Consider the following 20,117-nt stretch of genomic DNA (forward strand, 5'->3'; position numbering starts at 1 on the left):
ATCGTCGATGGTCCGAACGCCGCTGGGGAAAATGGCCGTCGTGCTGGCGGCCGCGCTGATGACCGTCGGCTGTCCCCGCATTCTCTATCTCAACTACCAGCCGTCCACGTCCCTGAAGGGCCACGGTCCGGTCCAGGTCGATGCATTCGCCTATTCGGGTCATCCGACCGGACTCGTCAAGATGAAGGAAGTGGAGTCGGGCTCGAAGGACGTCGAAGCGCTCTATCTCTCTCAGGACATCGGTGTGTTTTTTACCAACGCGCTCAGGGGCGAACTGGCCTTCGCCGGGTATGAGGTGCAGCCGGCGTCCGCGCGAATCGTGTCCGGCAAGATCGAGCAATTTTATCTGGATTACGTCGGCGAGCAGGACCAACTGTTCCAGATTATGGCCACCTTCTACGTGGCGGCGAAAAACGGTTCTTCCTTCACGTCGTCCTGTCGTTCGAGCCAGCAGCAGCCGAAGTACTGGATGAAGACCGGCCTGCTCATCAAGAGCGGCATTACGGAGTGCGTCGAACAGTTCATGAAAGCCGCTCAGGCTGCAGGAGCGCTGTAAGCCGTGGTTGCCCTGACGAGGAGACCGGCGGCGCGGACCTGCGCGGCCTTGTTTGGTTTGAATCGGATACGAATGCCGCGGAGATTCGTCGTCCGACGGCTTGTCGGCGGGCTGTCCCTGCTCGTGGTCGTGGGTGTCGCGTTCGGTTGCAGTCCGATTCCAAGAAAGTATTTGCGCGCGGCCGCTCCCAACGTCACGCTTGCCAAGCTGTCGGCGGCGCCTGAGGTCTATCGCGACCGGCTCGTCGTGATGGGTGCCGTGATTCTGGAGGAGGAAGCCAAGGACGGCAACTTGTGGCTGCACGTGAAGAACAGGCCGCTCGATCAGGACTACCGTCCGCAACTACCCCCCAGGGTGGATGATCCGGAAGCAGGATGGTATTGGGTCGTGGTCAGCAACCACCAGAGTTTTCCGGCTTCGTACCGCCACTGGGCGGACATCACGGTCGTCGGCCGCGCAAACGGGTTGGGGCCCGGCAAAGAACCGGTCCTGATGATGGTCTATGTGCGGGGATGGGGCTTGAAGTCCGGCCAGGGTGGTGTCTGGGAAAACCTCACGGACGCCAATTACACTCCGTTTGTTCCGGAGGAAGTCATCGGCGAGGGCAGCCGATAGCGCCTCCCGTATCTTGACCGTCCGCGCATACTGCGATCCGATCCTCCCTTCTCCATCGGGTCCGTTCGGGACCTGTACCATCCGCAGACGCTGTTGGCTTGCTCCAATCCCTCGGCGGGGTCGGGGGTGGGAAGGGATCCTAGTTCTGGTCGAAGAAGTACTTGAAGCTGATATTTGGGTAGATGGCACGGATGTCGTCCTGTCCCGCAATCGTGAACATGACGCCGATGGCGCCGACGAGCTTGGCCCCCGATTCGTAGCGCGAAAAGGTGTATTCAAGTCCGGGTTGAAGCCCGAGGAGCCAGAAGCTTTCGGGCGTCGTATTGGTGGGATGGCCGTCCAGCCTGGTGGTGAGTTGGTTGAGCGTCGCAAGCTCCAGGAGATACCCGAAGCCGGTTCGTTCGTCGAGAACATGCTCCAGCGCCAAGTGAGCGCTGATCAAATCCCCTCCGTAGACGGTCATACCCGATGTCGAGCTCGGTCCAGGCAGATTGTAGGAATAGTACAGGTTGCCGGTGATGCGGAAGGGCTCGAGATTTTTCCGGAACAGCAGCCCTTCCGTGACCGCGGCCGCCTCGAACCGGCTCGACGGCACGCGTGAGAGCGGCGTAAAGCCGCCGGGAATTTCCGGTGTGTCGAACCAGTGATTCGTCGGCAGCGACAGTTTGGTGTAGAGCGCGATCGACGGGCGCCAGGAATCCGGATTCTGGACGATCGGGCGGTACTTGAAGATCAGACTCGTCGGGCCGATGCCCCCTCCCGACGTCCGTCCCTCGGTATCCGGGTTATCCGCCCGCCAGTAGATCCATGAGAGACCCAGCGCCACGCTGACATGGCGGGTCAGCCCGTAATAGAGGATGGCGGCCGGCGCGACGGCGTCAGGACTGAACGGCGCGGCCGTACTGTTCGACGTCGGAGTGTTCTCGTATTGGCCGGAGCCGATTTGTCCCTGCACATAGGCTCGGACGTACCACTGTCCTTGCCTCGTCACGTCCGCCGTGGCGGTATACGTGGTCCCGTGCGTCGGGGGATTCCAGCTCTCGCGGTATCTGGCCATCTCCGCGTCCGTCGGAACCCAGTCGATGCCGAAGGCGGGAGCGTGCAGCCAGAGCACCGCGGCGACCGTGAGCGTGAGGCCAATGCATCCCGCTGCCGGCAGCCTCTCCGCGTGCCCGCTCAGGTCCGCGACCCATGCTGACCGGCACGCGGCCTCATCGTCCAAGGCCCACATTGCCGGCCTCGCGCGGGGCTTCCACAACCTGTACAGGCAACGGCTGGGCGGTCTTGAGGTGAACGTCGCGCTGCGGGAACGCGAAGACGATGCCGGCCTCGCCGAATACTTTGGCGAGCATGAAACGCAGATCGCTCGCCACCATATCCGCGTCCACGTCGGCGGCGATGTCGAGCCAGAACCTCAAGTCGAACAACAGTGTGTTGTCGCCGAAATCACGGAACAGGACCTGCGGCGCGGGATGTTTGAGCACCAGCCCGTGCCGATCGGCTTCTTCCAGGAGCAGGTCGCGGACCCGGTCCGTCGGCGAATCGTAGGCAACCCCCACGCGCAACGTGAAGCGGGTCTTGGCGGTCGAATAGGTCCAGTTGTTCAGGTTTTTCTCCAGGAGATTGCTGTTCGGGATGAACATCTCCATGCCGTTGCCCTCGCGGATGGTCGAGGAGCGGAAGCCGATATGGGTGACACGGCCGCGCACCCCGTCGACCTCGATCAGGTCTCCCAGGCGAAGCGGACGTTCGATCAATAAAAGTATTCCGCTGATGAAATTCTTGAGCAACGTCTGTGTGCCGAAACCGATGCCGATGGCCAGTGCGCCTCCCAGGAATGCGAAGACCGTCAGCGGAATCTTGACGTAGATCAGGCTGACGATAAGCAGAATCGCGAACAGCAGGACCATCATCCACTGGCGAAGGATATTGGCCAGGTTGTGATCGATGCCCAGCCGCTTGACCGCCGCGCGCTCGACCAGGCGGGCGAGGACGAGGCAGATCCAGTAGCCCACGACGAGAATGGCCAAGGCCCGCACCGCCTTGCCGATCGTCACGCTGCGTCGGCCCGTGATGGACTGGCCGTCCACCTCGATGGTGTCCTCCGCCGCGAACAGCTCGAAATCCCAGAAGCGGCGGAGCGTATCGGCGCCCACGACCGTCCAATCTTCAACCCTGACGGAGATCGGCAGCGCGCGCTGTTGTTCCGCGAATTCGATCTTCCAACGCTCGATCAGTTGCGCGAATCCATCGATACGGGGCAGCATGCGCCGGTACAGCTGTTCCCGTTGCCTGTAGGCCTCGATCATCGCCCGCAGATGGGCGGCATGCGAGGGGGAAGCCGGTTGCTCCAATTGGGCGGTGACATCGCTGATTTGGCCGGTCAGGAGGTCGACTTGCCGGTGGAGATAATCGCGTGACGCATGAAGGGTCTGGAGCGTGGGTGCGATCTTGTCGTAGGCCTCCCGTGAGCGCACGGGATCGGTCGTCTGCGCCGCCTCGAACCGGATCTCCCAGAATCGTCGGACCCGTTCCGTGACATCGAGCAAGTGTCTGAGCATGTCGATGCGGAGATTCACGTTGTCGAACTGGAAACGTCTGAGTTCGGCGGCGTCCCCGAGCGCCTTGAGATCACCGGCTTGCTTGTCGGTGCGCGACCCGATCGGCGGGAGGGCGGCTTCCACAGTCCGGACCTTGGCGGTCGCGGACGTCATGGCCTCTTGACGCGCAGGGATCTCCGCCAGCGCTCGCGTGACCTCGTTCTCCAGCGCGAGCTGGTCGGCATCGAGTTGCTTCTTGATCTTGGCGAGGTCCTGCTCGCTGAACAGGGTATGCTGGGCGGCCATCTGGATCTGCCGGTCCAGCAGGAGCGCCCGCTGACGCATCTCGGCCGTTTCTTCCTCGATCTGCTTCTTGCTCGCGGCCGTCATGGTCGCCGTGGCGGCGGCGACACGGTTACGGAGACGTGAAAGGTCACGGGTCCGGTTCAGCCTGGCTTTCTCGGCCGAGTCTCGGGCGACCTCCAGTCGCTCGGAGGCTTGGCGCAGTTCCTTCTCCGAGGCGGCGAGGGCTTGCTGCGCACGCTCGGAGAACCCCTCCGAGAGTGCGAGCTTGGCCTGCAATCCTTCAATGATCAACGCGGTTGAGCGAGCGGCATCGCGAAGTTCGTCGAGCATCAGGATGGAATAGGGAGGAGGGGTCGGGAAGTCCTGCCATTCGCTGACGCGCCGCTCGGCTTCCTGCCGCCGCTCTCGGGCCTGCTCAAGCGATTTCCGATGGTCGATCTCGCGCTCGTACGCGCGTACCAGGCGTTGGAGCAGCGTCCGGCGTTCGAGCATGTCGCCGTTCGGGGCGCTTCCCTGTTTCGCGGTCGCTTCGGTCTCCTTGAGTTCCTTTTGAGCCGCGGCAAGCTTGGTCTGAAGATCCGCGAGGAGGGACTGGGTCCCAGTTGACTCGGAGGGAGACTTCGAGCCGGCCGACGTCGTGCTGTTTCCGTTCGTGATCCCGAGCGAGTCGGTCGGCAGCGTCGAGGAGACCGATGCCGGAAGCGCCACGATCAACGCGGCGAGCAGGGGAACGGTCCATCGGGGGATATGCATCGGGCGTAAGGCGTTCATGACGCGTCTGATCCGGTTCGTGGCGATGGTGTCGGCGTGTCGGGTCGTCCTCCCCCCGGCGGCGTCACTCTAGCCGCCCGTTCTTCCGCCGTCAATGCCGCCGGTTGCAAGCCGGTCACGCCCGGACAAGCGCATCAAGGTGGTGCTTAGGTAAATCGCTTGAATTCCACGACGACGGTTGAATCCCCGCGCCGCTCTCTCGTACAATTCTTTGTCCTCATGATCGGAGACGCGCGCGCGATGGCATCCGCCGAGACCGCACAGGCCGTCCTCCAGGCGAATTCCGATGCCGACGGCGGGCTCATTTTTTTCATCAACGGCCCCCTCGACACCAGCACCACCGGACAGGCCTGGCGGGCTGCGCTCCATGCTCTCGGACAGTCGAACCCCAAGCGCGTCATCGTCGATGCCGCACGATTGACCTATTGCGACGGAGCCGGGGCGGCCCTGTTGTTGGAACTGCAGCGGCGCCAACTGGATCGGCGCGGCTCGTATGAGATTCGGTCTCTCAATGCCGCCGCTCAGTCGCTCCTCGATCTCTACGGTCGCTCCGATCGCCCTCGCCCCGCGCCGGCGTCGCCGGGCTGGTCGTCCGTGGAACAGATCGGTCGCGACACCGTCGCGCTGTGGCACGACGTCGTGGCCTTGATCGCGTTCGTGGGCGAGCTGTGCGCGGCGCTTGGGCGTGCCGCCCGGCATCCGGGCCTCGTGCGATGGAAGGACGTGTTCCTGACGGCTGAGCTGGCGGGTGTCAACGCCTTGCCAATCGTCGCGCTGCTGGGTTTTCTCTTGGGGTTGATCATGGCCTTTCAGTCCGCGATTCCCATGCGCGAGTTCGGCGCGGATATCTACGTCGCCAATTTGATCGGCCTTTCGATGCTCCGCGAATTGGGCCCGCTGCTGACGGCGATCATTTTGGCCGGACGTTCCGGGTCGGCGTTCGCCGCAGAACTGGGCACGATGAAAGTCAGCGAGGAACTCGACGCCCTCGTCACCATGGGGTTGGAGCCGGTGGACTTTTTGGTCGTGCCGCGACTGCTCGCAGCCGTGGCCATGACGCCGCTCCTGTCGATCTGGGCGGGTTTTCTGGGCCTGGTCGGCGGAGCGGTCGTCATGCGGTCGCTGGGTTTTCCGTTCGTGACGTACGTCATTCAGGTGGAATCCGCCGTGACCGTGAGCGATATGATCGGCGGGCTCTGCAAGGCGTTCGTGTTCGGCATCGTGGTGGCCGCGATCGGCTGTCTGCGCGGGTTGCAGACGCGAAGCGGAGCCAGCGCCGTGGGAGAATCGACGACCAGGGCCGTCGTGAGCGGGCTCGTGTTGATTACGATCGTCGACGGCGTGTTCGCAGTGGTGTTTTACTACCTGGGTATTTGAGGGCGGCGTATGGACATGTTCGACCGAGGGCCGATCATCCGTGTGACGCATGTGACCGCGGGTTACGGCGACGTGGTGTTGCTCGACGACCTCACCTTCGACGTGTATCCAGGTGAAGTGTTCGTGATCCTGGGCGGGTCCGGCAGCGGCAAGAGCACGCTACTGAAGCACATGATCGGGCTTTACCGGCCGAGGCACGGATCGATCCTCATCCAAGGACGGGACATTGCGGTTGCGGAAGCGGCTGAGCGGCTCGCGATCCTGACCGGCATCGGCGTGATGTATCAGCAAGGCGCCTTGTTCGGATCGATGAGCCTCCTCGAAAACGTCCGCTTGCCGCTGGAGGAGTACACCGACCTGCCGGATGAGGCCATCGATCGAATCGCCCTGATGAAACTGCAACTCGTCGGCCTGGGATCGGCGGCGTATCAGTTGCCGGACGAAATCAGCGGCGGGATGAGAAAGCGCGCCGCCATCGCGCGGGCCATGGCGCTGGATCCTCCCATCCTGTTTCTGGACGAGCCCTCGGCCGGTCTGGATCCCATCACGTCTGCCGAACTGGATCAGTTGATCATCAGTCTCGCGCGCGCGCTCGGCATTACGTTTGTCGTCGTGACGCACGAACTCGCCAGCGTCGAAACGATTGCCGACCGCGTCATCATGCTGGACAAACGGACGAAAGGCATCATCGCTGAAGGCAAGCCGCAGGAGCTGCGCGACCATTCGGACAATCCATGGGTCCGTCAGTTCTTCAACCGCGAAGCCACGGTGCAGGGCTGAGCAGGTGGCATGGAGGTCGGTCGGGATATCGTGAACCAGAAGGCGCGATACTTTAAGATCGGGCTGTTCGTCATTGGGGCGGTGAGCCTGGCCGTCATTGCCGTCGTCGTTTTAGGGGCGGGCAAATGGTTTGAGACCAAGACGATGGTCGAGACCTACTTCATCGAGTCGGTGCAGGGGCTGGAAGTCGGCGCGCCGGTGCGAATCCACGGGGTCCCGGTGGGCCGGGTCGAGTCCATCCACCTGGCTCGTGAGGAATACGGGCTTCCCATGAAGGCCCAGGGGAAGTTCCCCTTCAAGGGTGTGGTGGTAGTGAGGATGTCCGTCCGTCCCAGCGTCGTGGTACGCTCGCCGGAAGAAGACGAGAAGACGATCATGAAGATCGCGGCCGATGCCGGATTCCGCTTTCGGTTGGCGTCGCAGGGCATCACGGGGGTTCTGTACATCGAGTCGGAGTTCCTCGACCCCGAACGCTATCCTCCCATGGAGATTTCCTGGACGCCCAAGACTCCCTACATTCCGTCCGCCCCGAGCACGATTTCAGAGTTGGGCGCCGATCTTCGCTCTATCGCGCGAAAGCTGGATCAAGTCGAATTCGAAAAAGTGACTAAGGATCTGGATACGATGATCCTCTCGGTGACGCGGTTGGTCACGGATGTGCAATCGGAGCAATTGGGGATCGAAGCCAAACAGGTGATGACGGAGTTGCGGGCCGCCGTTCAAGATGCGCGACGCGTACTCGACAGCCCGCGCATGGCGAAGGCTTTCGAAGATTTCCGTCGGACCGCCGACGACCTCAGCCACACGGCCAAGACGGTCCGTCTCGCGACCGAGCAACTCCCGGATCTCATGACGCGGCTCAACAAGAGCGTGCGTCGGGTCGATGCGCTCCTGATCGGGCAGGGAGAAAAGGTCGACGATCTCTTTGAAAACCTGCGTTCGGTGTCCGAGGAGTTGCGCTACCTCACGAAGGCGGCGGAACAGTATCCTTCCCAAGTACTCTTCGGGGAGCCGCCCCCGCGGCCTCAGTCGGTGACGCGATGATCGCTCGGGCCGCGAAGATGGGATTGTGCTGCGCCGCGATGTTTCCGCTGGTGTTGAGCGGCTGCCTCAATCTCAGCAGGAGCTATCCGGAGAAGCGGTCGTTTGTGTTGGACGTGGGCTCGGGTCAACAACCGCCCGCCGCCGATGCGTCGGCTGTGCTGAGGATCAGCCGGTTCCGCGTCTCTCCCCTGTTCGCCGGTCGGGCCATGGTGTATCGGGTGGGGGAATTGCAGTACGACAACGATTTTTACAACGAGTGGCTGGTGCCGCCGAGCGTGTTGCTGACGCAGCAGTTTCAGGGATGGCTGTCGAAGTCGAACCGGTTCCGGTTCGTGTTGAGCGGGATGAATCACGTCGAGCCGACGCACGTACTGGATGGGACCGTGACGGAGTTCTACGGTGACTATCGGGCCGGCGGCTCTCCACACGCAGTACTCGGCATGGAGATGATGCTGATCGACGACCGAAAGGACGAAGCGGTGGTCTTCCGACGCAGCTACCGTCAGGAGGTGCCGCTGGCCGGTCGGTCTCCCGACGCCTTGGCGGCGGGGCTTTCCCAGGCGGCACGGCAAGTGTTGGTCGATCTCGATCGGGATCTCGGTGGGGTCTCGCTTGAGCCTTCCCCCTCCTCCCGATGAGGCGGCCGAGTCTCCTCAGGTTTACGACACGCAGGTCGTCATTGGCCCGAGGCGCCTGCGCGGGATACTCGTATGAGGATTGAGGCGACATGCTGAGACGGCACTCTGGGGCGCTGGGGGCGATCATAGCGGGATGCCTGATCGTATTGCAGATCGGATGTGGGACCGGCAAAGCAAAGCGGGATGTGAGTGGTCCGTATCAGACGTGGGACGACGTGGTGAATCGATGGATCGGAGGGGATCGGCAGAAGCTCTATCTGGAATTGGGGCCTCCGAATCTCCATCCTCACGAACGTCCCGACGGCAGAACCGAAATGGTGTGGGATTTCGCTATTGACCGGATGCCGGGTCAGGCGGATGAATACGACCTGCTTCCCTTGTACGGGGGTAACGTCAATTGCCAGCTGCATTTTCTTGCCGACGACAAGGGGACGATTCTGGAGGGGTATCGCGTCGGCTGTGAGTGAGGGTGGAATTGGCCGAGGACAACACCGTTGACGAGTACCTCGATTCCACACTAGACTGCACCCGGAATGGTGCCATTTGTGAGACTTCTCTATGGCTGAATTGCAGATGATCGAGCCGGTGGCCCGTACGTCGTCGGATGCCGCCATGGCACCTTCCGAGGCGAGGGTGATGCAACTGACGGCCGGATTCGAAAAAATCGGTTTGGCGATGAAGAGCCGTAGCTGGAGGCGGGAGGGACGGCCCGGATTGGGCCCCCTGCAGCGGCAGATTCTCGCCCTCCTTCGCGCCAAACCCGGGCGAACCGCCCAGGTTTCGGCGATCGCCAACGAACTCGTGGTGCGGCTCCCGACCGCGTCCGAGGCCGTGGCCACACTCGAACGCAAGCGATTGGTTCGCCGCCGTCGCACGATGCAGGATGGCCGGGTCGTGACCGTCGAACTGACCGCTCGCGGCTTGCGAGCCTATGGCCCGGTCGCTGGAGCGCCCGATCACTTGGCCGCGGCGATCAGCTTGCTGCCGGCGGGAGAACAGGCGTCGCTGCTGAAGGCCCTTGTCAAGGTCATTCGGACCTTGCAGGACAAAGGGGAAATCTCGGTGGCTCGCATGTGCGTATCCTGCCGATATTTCCAGCCGCACCGGTACCCGGATCAGGACCGGCCCCACCACTGTTCCTACATCAATGCGCCGTTCGGTGACGTGTCGCTCAGACTCGATTGCGGGGAGTATGAGGCGGCGGTTCCGGATCAGGCGCGCGACGCCTGGGCTCTCTTCGCCGGAGAGCGGACGGCGACCAGCTGACTCCTCGCGTCCTAGCAGTGTGTTGACAAACCATGTGATGACCTCGGAAATGGCGTCGTGTCTGAGATTACGGGTGCCACCACCGTGCCCCGCAGGCTGTTCAGAAAGGCCGTCCAGCAAGGCCGCAGCGAGCGAAGAGGCGAATCGTACTCTGTGCCGTACGTTGAGCCTCTGAGCGACGCGAGAACGCCGCTGGCGGACTTTGTCAACAGCCTGCTAGGCATCGGTTGAAGGATGATGAAGGATGAGATGAACGAGCCGATCGGTCTGTCCAAACCACGACAGGCATCATCATCGGAGACCTGGCTGGGTGCGGAGACTCACGTGCCGAACCTGAGTCGCGAACTTCGCCGTCGCGAACGGTTTCCATGGCAGCCTGCCACACCGGTGATTGCAATTGCGTTAGTGATGTCCGGTGTGCTGATCGGCAGCGTCGCAACCTGGCTGCTGTTCCGATCTCGACAGCCCCGCTGAAATGCGGGTGCTAGTTCCTCCCCTTCTTGTTCTCGTACAGCCTGGCATCGGCCTCGATTTGCCCAGCCAAATCGTCCAATGCCTCCTGGACCGTCTGTTGGATCGGCTCCCTGTCCGACGCCGTCACCCAGCGGACGTTCGATCCGATGGCAGTCTTCTCCGAGTGATAGGAACCGATTGCAGGCTCGCCGGCCGGTCCGAGTTCCGACTCGAGCCGGAGTTTGTACACGTATGAACCGCGAGACCGCATCGTCAGCCAGGCCTTGATCGTGAGCGTCAGGCTGCCGGGTTCGTTGCCAACCGCATGGAACGTCCGCCGTTTTGTAAAATAATCGATTGCCGCCGCGCGAAGGTCTTTAGCCGGCCATTCCAGCGAGCCGATGCCGGGCATGTGATCGGCTCCCTCCAATGAAAGGAACGACACCACCACCTGGGTCGAAGCGGGAATCGTTGCCTGCGCCTCCATCTGGGGGGATGGGGATACGTGAATCTTATGCATGCAGCCGGGGATCGAGAACAGGGCGAGGCCGACAAGGATGGAGCCGAGGCGGTGAGTGGACGGCCGCTCGTTCACGGGTTCGTGGGGGATGCGATGGGAGGATTGAGAATATCCAGATCCATCAGGGCGCGAGCCGCTTGCTCCCGGTACGGTCGATCGGTCGAATTGGTGTAGGTATCGACAACGCGTTGGTAGGTGGCGCGGGCCTGGGGATACTGCTTCTTGATGGCAAAGTACTGGCCCAGTGCAAGCCAGTTGGTGGCGGCCGTTTCGTTCGCGGTCTTCATCAGAGCGAATTCGCGCTCCACGTGCGTCGTTCCCTGTTTCGCCGCCTGCTTTCTGACCGTCTCTCCCATTCGGCTCGCCATGGCTTCGATCTGCTCGTTTTCACGGACAGCCGCCTCGATACGATTGGCCTTCAAGTGACTGTAGAACGCTTCCGTATGCTCCTTTATGAGGTCGGCTCGCTCTTGATACGTGTCATGCGCACAGTGGCTCAACCACAGGCTGCTCATCAGAACCAGTCCGACGTTCCATGCTCTGAGCCGCGGGCGAGAGGTCATTGGATGCTCCTTCATCGAAGATCGGCAGACCGGACGCCCATCCTACCCCAGATGCCCGGTAAAACGCGACTTGAACCGATCGTCTAGTGACAGGTTGACGTGGAGTATGGTATGTGTCAAAGCTGTTTCAGTAGCCTGCCTCAGAGTCCCCATCGTCTAGCCTGGCCTAGGACGCCGGCCTTTCAAGCCGGCAACACGGGTTCGAATCCCGTTGGGGACACCACGCACGGTGTACTCGGTGTACAGTGAGGGTGTAGCGAGGAGTAAGAGGTCGCAGCGACGCTCGGTGACCTTTTAACTACGGCACTCTTTGGGGGCTATCCCACCAGTATCTCGATTCAGCCGGCGATTCTATCCTCGCTATTCCCCATGCGCGATGACGCATTCGCGTCCCAGGCCTTGAATCGTGTTCACTTGATACTCAGCGCTCCGAAGCGTGGTAATCCCGCCCTGGCGCATGGCCTTTGCTCCGGTCACATCCGCCATGCCACCCAACCCGAATACGAGGTGCCTACAATCCTGACCTTGTTTCGCGTCGGCAACCAACGGATTGGTGTATCTCAACGGCCAGGTGTGAGATTCACAGCCTGTCATGACGAGCAGCAGCATGGTGATCAGCGTTCGTCCTCTGCTCATGGTCACCTCTCCTTCTCGTGTAGAAGGTAAAGATCTGTGAACCTCTGAAGGGCCCGGCAATCGCTACCGGCACGCAATCGTCATTCTCTGCGACGGTCTATCTTCCAGGCCCCCTCGTTTCGAAACGGCCTCGGCCCCTGATACAAGGCGAGTCGGCTCGTATCCTGCCGGGCATACATCGTCGGCACGTTGTCGGCAATCGTCCATCGTTTGGAACCATCCGTTACAGCTCACCGCTGCGACCATCTTGCCATTCGGTCCCAAGAACTCCGTGCGCGGCTCTGCGATGCAGGACGCGCTTGCGAGCCCAGCCACAAGCAGTACAAACGATTTCATACGACACCCCTTTCCTTCCGGCGCATAGGCATAGCCTAATACTTCTCCCTCAGGAGGAGCTACGCTGTCAATGCGCCTCGGAATGGAGGCTGACAGAGGCGGCCGTCGCGTTCGGGATCGGACATCACGCATGGCGCGCTGACAAGAAGTGGAAGGAATGAGAGATATGACAAGGGCTGAGGCCTACAATACGACCTCAGCCCTATCGGCACGAAGAAATGGCCAGGGACCCCAACTATCTCATCGCTCACATTGCCCGTCCGGCTGGACAGACCTTGCGAATGTCAGTTCTCAGCGTCGAGGCGACGTAGCTCTTGCCGCGCCGGTCAGCTCTCGTTGACCGTCACACTGGCCCGTCCAATCTCGGTCGTGGTGTTCTGCAGATAAAAGACGAACTGTACCGTGTGCGAGCCTCGACCGAACTCAGCCTTGGTTGCCGTGATGCCGTTGTCGCTTGGGAAGCCGTAGGGCCATATGTTTTCGGTGTGATGGTACGTCCCATCCAGGTAGATTTTGGCCATCACGTCTCGTGAGTCGTTGATTTCCCCTGCGACACCCCATGGGCCGGTGGATGGATTGCCGACCACGGTCAGAGTGACGACCTTCACCGGCGGTGGTGTGGAAGGCGTGGTTCCCTCCTGTACCGTTATGCTCGCACGGCCGATCTCTGTCGTCGTGTTCTGCAAATAGAAGATGAACTCCACCTTATGCGAGCCGGTGCCGAATTTGGCCAGCGTCACGGAAACACCGTTATCGGTGGGGAAGCTATAAGGTGCCAGGTTTTCGGTGGTGTATAGCGCGCCATCTAAATGCACCTTCGCCATAACATCTCGCGTGTCAGAAATCGTGGCTGAAACACCCCACGGTCCTGTGGATGGATTCCCGACAACCGTCAGCTGGACCGTCTGTATCGGAGGCGGTGCGGGAGGCGGTGGTGTTGAACCGGACGCCGTGTACGTCACGACATTGCTGCTGCCGGACTCGTTGTTCTTCGAGTCGTAAGCCGTGACGAAATACGATTGTGTGACGACGGGGGTTCCGATATTGAAGCTCGTCACCTTTCCCAATGTCGTCAGGATGCTTCCAGTGGATTTGCTGCAGGTTGGCCCGCTGCATTGGTAGACACGATATCCCGCGAGGTCCGCCTCAGTATTGGCGTTCCACGTCAATGTTGCCGCTTCTGCCGTCCCTGAACACAGGATCAGAACACCTGCCAGCGCATTTAACCACTTCATGTCGATACTCCTTTTGCTCTCTTCTTCGACGAGACAGCGGACTGTCTCGCAGAAGGCGGTTCTCACAGGAGGCAGGAGTCTGTGCCGGAATATCGGCGAACTCGTGATCCGTGAAGAAGTCGCAGGAGGTAGCTATTCGAATTGTCATTGCGGGCCTTACGCAATGTGTGTGCCTCGCGACGAGAAAACGAAGGGCAGAAAACCCTGCAAATCAGCGGTGAAACGCATCCGATGAATACCGGCATATGAAGAAACTGTAGGTATTCAGATGATCAGTCGATTAATCGCTGTCTTTTTGGGAGGATAGGTTGTAGTCGGTTGCCTACAGACGTGACAGTGCGCGAACAATGGATTGGAACCTCGCAGGATAGGGGATGAGCGATTCAATTGAGTTTGCCCGACAGTCTCAGTAGACTTGGGACCTTGGCATGGACCGGATCTCTCGCGGATGGAGGGGCCGATGGAAAATGGATACAGGTTGGGCTATTGCCTTGCGGCCATGACGGCGGGAGTGCTGTCCCTCGCTGCTGCGTCGCCGGAACTGATGAAGGACGGACAGACGGTGGACGTCAAGGCGGTAGCGGGAAAGGACGGGGCTCCGATGATTCTGATCCCGGCGGGTGCGTTCAAGATGGGTAGTAATGAAGGACTCCCAAACGAGCGGCCCGAACATCAGGTTTTGCTGGACAACTACTATATCGATCAATACGAGGTGACCCTGAGTCTCTACAGGAAGTTTCTGGAATCAGGCAACCACGATTCACCGCCCACATGGGACGATGAAGCGGCGACGACTGTCGGGGATCGTCCCGCGGTTGGAATGAAATGGGACGATGCAGCAGCCTATTGCCAATGGGTGGGCAAGCGGCTGCCGACCGAAGCGGAGTGGGAGAAGGCTGCACGCGGCACGGACGGGCGTCGGTATCCTTGGGGACACATGCAGCCGTTTGTCGACATTGCGAACTATAATCGTGGGGTATGGGTCAGTGAGGCCGTCACTTTAGTCTCCGTCACGAGTGGGCTTGAAGGGATGAGCGTACGCCACGGTCTTAAGACCGGAGGCCGGAGTCCCTATGGACTGGCCCACATGGCGGGAAACGCCGCAGAGTGGGTGGCGGACTGGTATGATCGTGAATTCTATCAGCTGAGTCCCGAGAAGAATCCAACCGGTCCATCCAAGGGAGAAAAGCGGGTGATACGAGGCGGCTCATGGGCCGACTTGCCGCCGGCGCTTCGCGTCACCGCTCGGTTTTCCGCGGAACCGGAATTCGAAGACCGCACCATTGGGTTCCGGTGCGCCATGACTGCGGACAAATGAAGCGTCGTCCTATGGGCTCTGCAATCGATGATGACGGACGATCGCATGTCCGTCACGTTGCTGCAGGGACTATCGTGGTCTAGAAGTCGTCGTCGATCGACCCTTCCGCATGTCTGACCGAACTGTCAGCCTTCTGATCGTCGCAGTCATCGGCCTGGGGCTGTTGTGGGCCCTCTTCTTCCGTACGCCCCCGCCCTCTTTTGCTCCGCAAGGGGATTCCGCTCAAGTCACGTTGGCCTCACAGATGGTTCCGCTTGTCACAGGTGAAGAGCCTGTCGATGTCATCTTTACCCGCGCCGGCTGTCCTGTCTGTCACGCAATTCCGGGAGTGACTGGGGCCACCGGCAGGGTTGGCCCGCCGCTGATCCTTGCCCGCACTGGCGAGGCCCGCTTGAAGGATCCTTCCTATCGCGGCTCGGCCACGACCATTCCCGAGTACATTGTGGAGTCTATCCTAGACCCCGGTGTGTTCGTGGTGCCTGGATATCCATCCGCCACTATGCCCACCTGGTACGGGGCCAAGTTGAGCGCGTCGGCCTTGGAGAAAATCGTGTCGTATCTGGAACAGCAGACCGGGGAGACCGGCGCGTTGGTCAAGTAGATTCAAGCGCGCCGGATTCAGCGTTTTCTGAGGGGGGTGACGTTGCTCGCGGGGCTGCCTTGCAGTTTGAAGGACGCGCCTTCGCCGGTGGCATTGGGCCCCTTGTCCAAGAGGGCGTTGATGGCATCATCGCCCTTGAGTCCTTCAAGCTTGATCTTCAACCGCAAGTTGTTGGCGCTGTCGGCATTGATCAGGGCCTGTTCTAGGCTGATCTTCTCCTCCTTATACAGCTGAAGCAGCACGTGATCGAAGGTCTGACACCCTTCCTCGATGCCTTGCTCCATGGCTTCCTTGAGGGTATCGATTTCAGCCTTCTTGACCAGGTCCTTGATGCGCGGGGTATCCATCATGATCTCGAGGGCCGGGACCCGCTTGCCGTCGACGGACGGCACCAGCCGCTGCGAAATGATCGCGCGCAGGTTGAGGGAAAGCTGCAGATAAATCTGGGCATGCCGCTCAACCGGGAAAAAGTTCATGATCCGCTCGATCGCCTGGTTGGCGTTGTTGGAGTGCAGGGTGCCGATGCAGAGATGGCCAGTTTCCGCAAACGTGATGGCGGCTTCCATCGTTTCTGTGTCTCGGATTTCTCCGATCAGGATCACGTCCGGGGCTTGGCGTAGCGTGTTCTTCAAGGCGTTTTGAAAAGAGAGCGTGTCGAATCCGACTTCGCGCTGAGTGATCAAAGATTTCTTGTGGTTATGGACGAATTCGATAGGATCCTCGACGGTGATGATATGACCTGGATGCACCTCGTTGCGGAAATCGATCATGGCGGCGAGGCTGGTCGACTTTCCTGATCCGGTTGCGCCCACGACCAAGACGAGTCCGCGTTTCGTCATGGCGATGTCTTTGATGATCGGAGGTAGTCTCAACTGTTCCACCGTCTGGATCTCAGCCTTGATGTGCCGGAAGACGAGCCCAACATTGCCGCGTTGGCGGAAGATATTGACCCGGAACCGGCCGAGTTCCTTGTAGTAGAGAGCCAGGTTCATCTCCATCTTCTCTTCGAATTCACCTCGCTGCTGACCTCTCATCAATGCCAGAGCAAGCGCCTCGAGCTGCTCGTTCGTAAACAGCGGCATGTTGGCCGGCTTGGTGGAGCCATGAACGCGATAGGTTGGAGGCGCGTCAACGGTCAGGTACATATCGGAGGCTTCTTGATCGACCATCACCTTGAGCAAAGTCCGCACATCCATGTGGTAGAGCTCCCGGTTCCGAGTTCCGGCTGTCAGGCCGCGCCGATGGCGGGACCTCCGAAGAGGTTGGGGTTCATGCTGCGCGACTGGGCTTCGCCCTTGGTCACCAATCCGCGCATTGCCAGATCGACCAAGGCCATGTCCATGGTCTGCATGCCGTCTTTTTGACTGGCCTGCATAATGCCGGGAATCTGGTGCAGCTTCGCTTCACGGATCAGGTTGCGGATGGCGGTCGTGGCGACCATGATCTCCAGCGCCGCCACGCGCCCTCCGGCTTTCTTCTTGAGGAGGGTTTGCGTGATGACTGCTTCCAAGGCCTCGGAGAGTTGCGTACGGACCTGGGCTTGTTGAGCGGGAGGAAAGGCGTCGATGATGCGGTCGATGGTCTTCGGCGCGCTCGACGTGTGCAGTGTGCCGAACACCAGGTGGCCGGTCTCGGCGGCGGTGAGCGCCAATTGGATCGTCTCAAGGTCGCGCATTTCGCCGACGAGGACGATGTCGGGATCTTCACGAAGCGCCGATCTCAGCGCATTGGCGAACGAGAGGGTATGCACCCCGAGCTCGCGCTGATTCACCAGGCACTTCTTCGTCTTGTGCACGAACTCAATGGGATCCTCGATCGTGATGATGTGACCTTCGAAGGTGTTGTTGAGGTAATCGACCATCGACGCCAGTGTGGTGGATTTTCCGGAGCCCGTCGGGCCGGTGACGAGAATGAGCCCTTTTTCCTTGTCGCACAGCTGGCGAAGAATCGGGGGCATGCCCAACTTTTCCATCGGGATGATTTCGGTCGGAATGTTTCGAAACACCGCGCCCAAGCCCCGATTCTGCACGAACACATTCACCCGGAATCGGGCGATGTCGCCCAACTCAAATGAGAAGTCGCACTCGCGCTTCTCCTCGAACGTCTTGCGCTGAGCGTCGCTCATCATATCGTAGATCAGCGCGTGGGTTTCCTCGGATGTTAGGGGAGGATGATCCAGCTTCTTGAGGTCGCCGTGCAATCGAATCATCGGAGGCTCTCCAGCACTGATGTGGCAGTCGGATGCCCCCTCCTTGGCGGAGAACGTCAGTAGCTTGGAAATATCCATGAATGAGCTCCTCGATGCGAAAGGATGACTATGGATGAAGACAGAACGCGAACGTCATCATGCCATAGGCCGTTGCGAAATCAAGGAAATCGATAGAAATCGTCGACTCGGACTCGTCGGTGTTCGATCAGATCAGTCGAATCGATTCGCCTGCCAGCCGGAATGCGGTCAGTGCGTGGTCGATCTGTGTGGAGGTGTGCTCCGATGTGATGGTGATGCGGATTCGGCTTGTTGATTCGGGGACGGTGGGCGGGCGGATCGCCGGGGCGAGGACGCCGTTCGAGAGCAGGTGTTCGGCGAAGGCAAGGGCTCGGTCAGCTCGGCCGATGACGATGGGGATGATGGGGCTCGCACTGGCTCCGACGGTAAACCCGAGTTGTCTCAATCCATCGCAGAGTTTCTCGCGATTAGCCCACAGTCGCTGCCGCCGTTGTGGCTCTCGTTGCATGATGTCCAATGCGGCGATTACTGCCGCTGCGGTACCCGGAGGCGGAGCCGTCGTATAGATTAATGATCGACTGGTGTTCAGCAGATAGGTGATGAGGGTTTCCGTGCCGGCGATATAACCGCCCATACATCCGATGGCCTTGCTCAACGTGCCCATATGGAAGGGAACGGCGTCCTCGAGGTGGAAATGCTCCAGCGTACCCCGGCCGGTTTCTCCCATCACGCCGGTCCCATGTGCATCATCCACGTACAAGTCGGCGTCATACTGCCGAGTTACGTCGAACAGCTCAGGAAGAGGTGCCAGATCCCCATCCATGCTGAACACGCCGTCGGTGACGACCATCGTCCGCCGGACCGCCTTCCTGTGCGAGAGTAGTGTCTCAAGATGGCTCAGGTCGTTGTGACGATAAATCCGAAAGTCGGCGCCGCTCAGACGACATGCGTCGATGAGACTCGCGTGACACAGCCGATCTGCGAGAATAAGTCCCCCTCGGCCGATCAATGCCGGGATTGCGCCAAGATTGGCGAGATATCCTGATCCGAAGGTGAGCGCTGAGGCCGTCCTCTTGAAGCGGGCAAGGGCTCGTTCCATTTCCATATGCGGAGTCAACGTTCCAGAAACCAAGCGGGACGCGCCGGCTCCGACCCCAAAGCAGCGGGTCGCCTCAGTCGATGCATGAATCATATCGGGATGTCCGGCAAGTCCTAGATAATCGTTCGAGGCCATGAGTAGAATCTCTCGTCCGTCGATGTTCACAACCGGTGCGACACCGGTTGCCACTTCTGTGAGGCGTCGTGTCAGGTGCTGCGCGTCGAGATCGCCAAGCAATTTGTCAAACATATGATGGGCTGTCCGTTACCATGGGACAGAGGCCGCCCGGATCATGAGCCTGCGCTTCCACCCCGTTGCCTCATTGACAAGGTCAGGAAGTCCTTAGTATAAGGCGCGAGGACGTCGAGGAGGAAGTGATCTCTTAGCACCAGCCGGATCAGCCATGAGTTACCGCATCAAAGTTCCAGCAAGGACGCTTCAGGTCGACGAGGCTCATTTTGTGAGCGGGCTCGAGCACGCGCTGCATCGAGTGCAGGACTATCGAAAACCGCTGTTGGTTGGATTGTCGGTCCTAGTGCTTGCCGTTGTCGTAGTGGCGGGAGTGTTTTGGTTCGACCGTCAGGCATCGCACAAGGCTCAAGATCTTGAGCAGGAGGCGACAAGGCTTTTCATGACTCGGCCGACCGCCGGTCCCGCAAAATCCGATGCGACTCTGAAGGAGGCGATCGAGAAGTATCGGCAGGTGGTGGACCAATATCCCAGAACACCGTCGGCTCCGTTGGCGCTCTTTCACCTCGGTAACGCCCTGATGCAGGCGAATGATTATCCTGGAGCCATCGAAGCGTATCAGCGATTTATTATGCTCTACGGTTCACAGCCGACACTGGTCGGGTTGGCGCAGCAGCGTCTGGCCTATACGTATCTGTTGAAAGGCGATCGTGATCAAGCGGTGAAGACTTTCATGAGTATCGTGGAGTCCACTGGGGCACTCAATAAGGATCAAGCGCTGTTCGAGCTGGCTCGGCTCGAAGAGGCTCAATCAAGACCGGAAGGTGCCCTTGCGCACTATCAAGAACTGATCAAGTCCTATCCGGCTTCTCCCTATACCAACGAGGCCATGGTCCGCACGAAAATGCTTGATACGAAGCGGCCGGCGGAATCGGTCTCGACTCCTCCGGCTGCGTCGACGAAACCTACCTCTTCTGCGTCAGAAACGGGTAAGAAAAAGAAATAGCGGGCGGAATCCTGAAGCAGGTATGCCGTTGGACGATCGAG

21 protein-coding genes and 1 tRNA gene are annotated in these 20,117 nt (G+C 60.2%); 13 read left to right on the forward strand and 9 right to left on the reverse strand.

Going from position 1 to position 20,117, the window contains the following annotated elements; genetic code table 11:
* Positions 1–7: 7 nt before the first annotated feature.
* Complete coding sequence (locus tag P0111_04240) at positions 8–556, forward strand: hypothetical protein (GenBank protein ID MDF0643215.1); 549 nt, start codon at positions 8–10, stop codon at positions 554–556.
* Between the two features lie 72 nt (positions 557–628).
* Positions 629–1,171, forward strand: coding sequence for a Slp family lipoprotein (locus P0111_04245; protein ID MDF0643216.1), 543 nt, complete (start codon positions 629–631; stop codon positions 1,169–1,171).
* A 139-nt stretch (positions 1,172–1,310) separates the two neighbouring features.
* Here the strand turns inward: P0111_04245 and P0111_04250 are convergent, their stop codons facing one another.
* Both P0111_04250 and P0111_04255 read right to left on the reverse strand, forming a co-directional pair.
* The gene (locus tag P0111_04250) at positions 1,311–2,402 is read right to left on the reverse strand and encodes a hypothetical protein (GenBank protein MDF0643217.1); all 1,092 of its coding nucleotides are present in this window, start codon (positions 2,400–2,402) and stop codon (positions 1,311–1,313) included.
* Positions 2,383–4,788, reverse strand: a complete 2,406-nt coding sequence (locus P0111_04255) for a mechanosensitive ion channel (GenBank protein ID MDF0643218.1) — start codon at positions 4,786–4,788, stop codon at positions 2,383–2,385. The genes P0111_04250 and P0111_04255 overlap by 20 nt, the downstream gene beginning before the upstream one ends.
* 240 nt (positions 4,789–5,028) lie before the next feature.
* On the opposite strand from P0111_04255, the gene P0111_04260 reads away from it, so the two are divergent.
* From P0111_04260 to P0111_04290, 7 genes are all read left to right on the forward strand, one after another.
* Entirely contained in the window at positions 5,029–6,165 is a 1,137-nt protein-coding gene (locus tag P0111_04260) for an MlaE family lipid ABC transporter permease subunit (protein ID MDF0643219.1), read from the forward strand.
* Positions 6,166–6,174: 9 nt separating this feature from the next.
* Positions 6,175–6,945 (forward strand): ATP-binding cassette domain-containing protein, encoded by a 771-nt coding sequence (locus tag P0111_04265; protein MDF0643220.1) that lies wholly within the window; start codon positions 6,175–6,177, stop codon positions 6,943–6,945.
* A 9-nt stretch (positions 6,946–6,954) separates the two neighbouring features.
* Complete coding sequence (locus P0111_04270) at positions 6,955–7,989, forward strand: MlaD family protein (protein ID MDF0643221.1); 1,035 nt, start codon at positions 6,955–6,957, stop codon at positions 7,987–7,989.
* A complete protein-coding gene (locus tag P0111_04275) occupies positions 7,986–8,627 on the forward strand; it encodes an ABC-type transport auxiliary lipoprotein family protein (protein ID MDF0643222.1) in 642 nt (213 codons plus the stop codon). The genes P0111_04270 and P0111_04275 overlap by 4 nt, the downstream gene beginning before the upstream one ends.
* A gap of 89 nt (positions 8,628–8,716) precedes the next feature.
* Positions 8,717–9,094, forward strand: a complete 378-nt coding sequence (locus tag P0111_04280) for a hypothetical protein (protein MDF0643223.1) — start codon at positions 8,717–8,719, stop codon at positions 9,092–9,094.
* A 91-nt stretch (positions 9,095–9,185) separates the two neighbouring features.
* A complete protein-coding gene (locus P0111_04285; GenBank protein ID MDF0643224.1) occupies positions 9,186–9,893 on the forward strand; it encodes a MarR family winged helix-turn-helix transcriptional regulator in 708 nt (235 codons plus the stop codon).
* A 249-nt stretch (positions 9,894–10,142) separates the two neighbouring features.
* Positions 10,143–10,367, forward strand: a complete 225-nt coding sequence (locus tag P0111_04290) for a hypothetical protein (GenBank protein ID MDF0643225.1) — start codon at positions 10,143–10,145, stop codon at positions 10,365–10,367.
* A gap of 10 nt (positions 10,368–10,377) precedes the next feature.
* Here the strand turns inward: P0111_04290 and P0111_04295 are convergent, their stop codons facing one another.
* Together P0111_04295 and P0111_04300 are read right to left on the reverse strand one after the other, a co-directional pair.
* Positions 10,378–10,941: a hypothetical protein gene (locus P0111_04295; protein ID MDF0643226.1), complete on the reverse strand. Its 564-nt coding sequence runs from the start codon at positions 10,939–10,941 to the stop codon at positions 10,378–10,380.
* Entirely contained in the window at positions 10,938–11,429 is a 492-nt protein-coding gene (locus tag P0111_04300; GenBank protein MDF0643227.1) for a hypothetical protein, read from the reverse strand. The genes P0111_04295 and P0111_04300 overlap by 4 nt, the downstream gene beginning before the upstream one ends.
* 145 nt (positions 11,430–11,574) lie before the next feature.
* On the opposite strand from P0111_04300, the gene P0111_04305 reads away from it, so the two are divergent.
* Positions 11,575–11,652, forward strand: a tRNA-Glu gene (locus P0111_04305).
* 137 nt (positions 11,653–11,789) lie between these two features.
* Here the strand turns inward: P0111_04305 and P0111_04310 are convergent.
* A complete protein-coding gene (locus P0111_04310; protein ID MDF0643228.1) occupies positions 11,790–12,065 on the reverse strand; it encodes a TRL domain-containing protein in 276 nt (91 codons plus the stop codon).
* Between the two features lie 662 nt (positions 12,066–12,727).
* The gene (locus P0111_04315; GenBank protein ID MDF0643229.1) at positions 12,728–13,636 is read right to left on the reverse strand and encodes a hypothetical protein; all 909 of its coding nucleotides are present in this window, start codon (positions 13,634–13,636) and stop codon (positions 12,728–12,730) included.
* A gap of 460 nt (positions 13,637–14,096) precedes the next feature.
* Between P0111_04315 and P0111_04320 the strand changes: the two genes are divergently transcribed.
* The gene (locus P0111_04320; GenBank protein ID MDF0643230.1) at positions 14,097–14,954 is read left to right on the forward strand and encodes an SUMF1/EgtB/PvdO family nonheme iron enzyme; all 858 of its coding nucleotides are present in this window, start codon (positions 14,097–14,099) and stop codon (positions 14,952–14,954) included.
* 109 nt (positions 14,955–15,063) lie between these two features.
* The gene (locus tag P0111_04325; GenBank protein ID MDF0643231.1) at positions 15,064–15,555 is read left to right on the forward strand and encodes a hypothetical protein; all 492 of its coding nucleotides are present in this window, start codon (positions 15,064–15,066) and stop codon (positions 15,553–15,555) included.
* A gap of 17 nt (positions 15,556–15,572) precedes the next feature.
* On the opposite strand, the gene P0111_04330 is transcribed toward P0111_04325, so the two are convergent.
* The 3 genes from P0111_04330 to bioF all read right to left on the reverse strand — a co-directional run bounded on the left by P0111_04330 (position 15,573) and on the right by bioF (position 19,130).
* The gene (locus P0111_04330) at positions 15,573–16,751 is read right to left on the reverse strand and encodes a PilT/PilU family type 4a pilus ATPase (GenBank protein ID MDF0643232.1); all 1,179 of its coding nucleotides are present in this window, start codon (positions 16,749–16,751) and stop codon (positions 15,573–15,575) included.
* 32 nt (positions 16,752–16,783) lie between these two features.
* Entirely contained in the window at positions 16,784–17,842 is a 1,059-nt protein-coding gene (locus P0111_04335) for a type IV pilus twitching motility protein PilT (protein MDF0643233.1), read from the reverse strand.
* Between the two features lie 127 nt (positions 17,843–17,969).
* On the reverse strand, positions 17,970–19,130 hold the full coding sequence (gene bioF, locus P0111_04340; protein MDF0643234.1) for an 8-amino-7-oxononanoate synthase: 1,161 nt from the start codon (positions 19,128–19,130) through the stop codon (positions 17,970–17,972).
* A gap of 154 nt (positions 19,131–19,284) precedes the next feature.
* Here bioF and P0111_04345 point away from each other — a divergent pair, with 154 nt between their 5' ends.
* A complete protein-coding gene (locus P0111_04345) occupies positions 19,285–20,076 on the forward strand; it encodes a tetratricopeptide repeat protein (GenBank protein MDF0643235.1) in 792 nt (263 codons plus the stop codon).
* The last annotated feature ends 41 nt before the right edge of the window (positions 20,077–20,117 follow it).

Source organism: Nitrospira sp. (assembly GCA_029194535.1).
Lineage (GTDB): Bacteria > Nitrospirota > Nitrospiria > Nitrospirales > Nitrospiraceae > Nitrospira_C.

Bases quoted from the DNA above. Each gene is read 5' to 3' on its own strand.
- P0111_04325 (MDF0643231.1), top strand. From the start codon at position 15,064: ATGTCTGACCGAACTGTCAGCCTTCTGATCGTCGCAGTCATCGGCCTG.
- P0111_04270 (MDF0643221.1), top strand. From the start codon at position 6,955: ATGGAGGTCGGTCGGGATATCGTGAACCAGAAGGCGCGATACTTTAAG.
- P0111_04275 (MDF0643222.1), top strand. From the start codon at position 7,986: ATGATCGCTCGGGCCGCGAAGATGGGATTGTGCTGCGCCGCGATGTTT.
- P0111_04250 (MDF0643217.1), bottom strand. From the start codon at position 2,402: ATGTGGGCCTTGGACGATGAGGCCGCGTGCCGGTCAGCATGGGTCGCG.
- P0111_04280 (MDF0643223.1), top strand. From the start codon at position 8,717: ATGCTGAGACGGCACTCTGGGGCGCTGGGGGCGATCATAGCGGGATGC.
- P0111_04345 (MDF0643235.1), top strand. From the start codon at position 19,285: ATGAGTTACCGCATCAAAGTTCCAGCAAGGACGCTTCAGGTCGACGAG.
- P0111_04285 (MDF0643224.1), top strand. From the start codon at position 9,186: ATGGCTGAATTGCAGATGATCGAGCCGGTGGCCCGTACGTCGTCGGAT.
- P0111_04320 (MDF0643230.1), top strand. From the start codon at position 14,097: ATGGAAAATGGATACAGGTTGGGCTATTGCCTTGCGGCCATGACGGCG.
- P0111_04240 (MDF0643215.1), top strand. From the start codon at position 8: ATGGTCCGAACGCCGCTGGGGAAAATGGCCGTCGTGCTGGCGGCCGCG.
- bioF (MDF0643234.1), bottom strand. From the start codon at position 19,130: ATGTTTGACAAATTGCTTGGCGATCTCGACGCGCAGCACCTGACACGA.
- P0111_04315 (MDF0643229.1), bottom strand. From the start codon at position 13,636: ATGAAGTGGTTAAATGCGCTGGCAGGTGTTCTGATCCTGTGTTCAGGG.
- P0111_04245 (MDF0643216.1), top strand. From the start codon at position 629: ATGCCGCGGAGATTCGTCGTCCGACGGCTTGTCGGCGGGCTGTCCCTG.
- P0111_04255 (MDF0643218.1), bottom strand. From the start codon at position 4,788: ATGAACGCCTTACGCCCGATGCATATCCCCCGATGGACCGTTCCCCTG.
- P0111_04290 (MDF0643225.1), top strand. From the start codon at position 10,143: ATGAACGAGCCGATCGGTCTGTCCAAACCACGACAGGCATCATCATCG.
- P0111_04300 (MDF0643227.1), bottom strand. From the start codon at position 11,429: ATGACCTCTCGCCCGCGGCTCAGAGCATGGAACGTCGGACTGGTTCTG.
- P0111_04330 (MDF0643232.1), bottom strand. From the start codon at position 16,751: ATGGATGTGCGGACTTTGCTCAAGGTGATGGTCGATCAAGAAGCCTCC.
- P0111_04335 (MDF0643233.1), bottom strand. From the start codon at position 17,842: ATGGATATTTCCAAGCTACTGACGTTCTCCGCCAAGGAGGGGGCATCC.
- P0111_04260 (MDF0643219.1), top strand. From the start codon at position 5,029: ATGGCATCCGCCGAGACCGCACAGGCCGTCCTCCAGGCGAATTCCGAT.
- P0111_04265 (MDF0643220.1), top strand. From the start codon at position 6,175: ATGGACATGTTCGACCGAGGGCCGATCATCCGTGTGACGCATGTGACC.
- P0111_04310 (MDF0643228.1), bottom strand. From the start codon at position 12,065: ATGAGCAGAGGACGAACGCTGATCACCATGCTGCTGCTCGTCATGACA.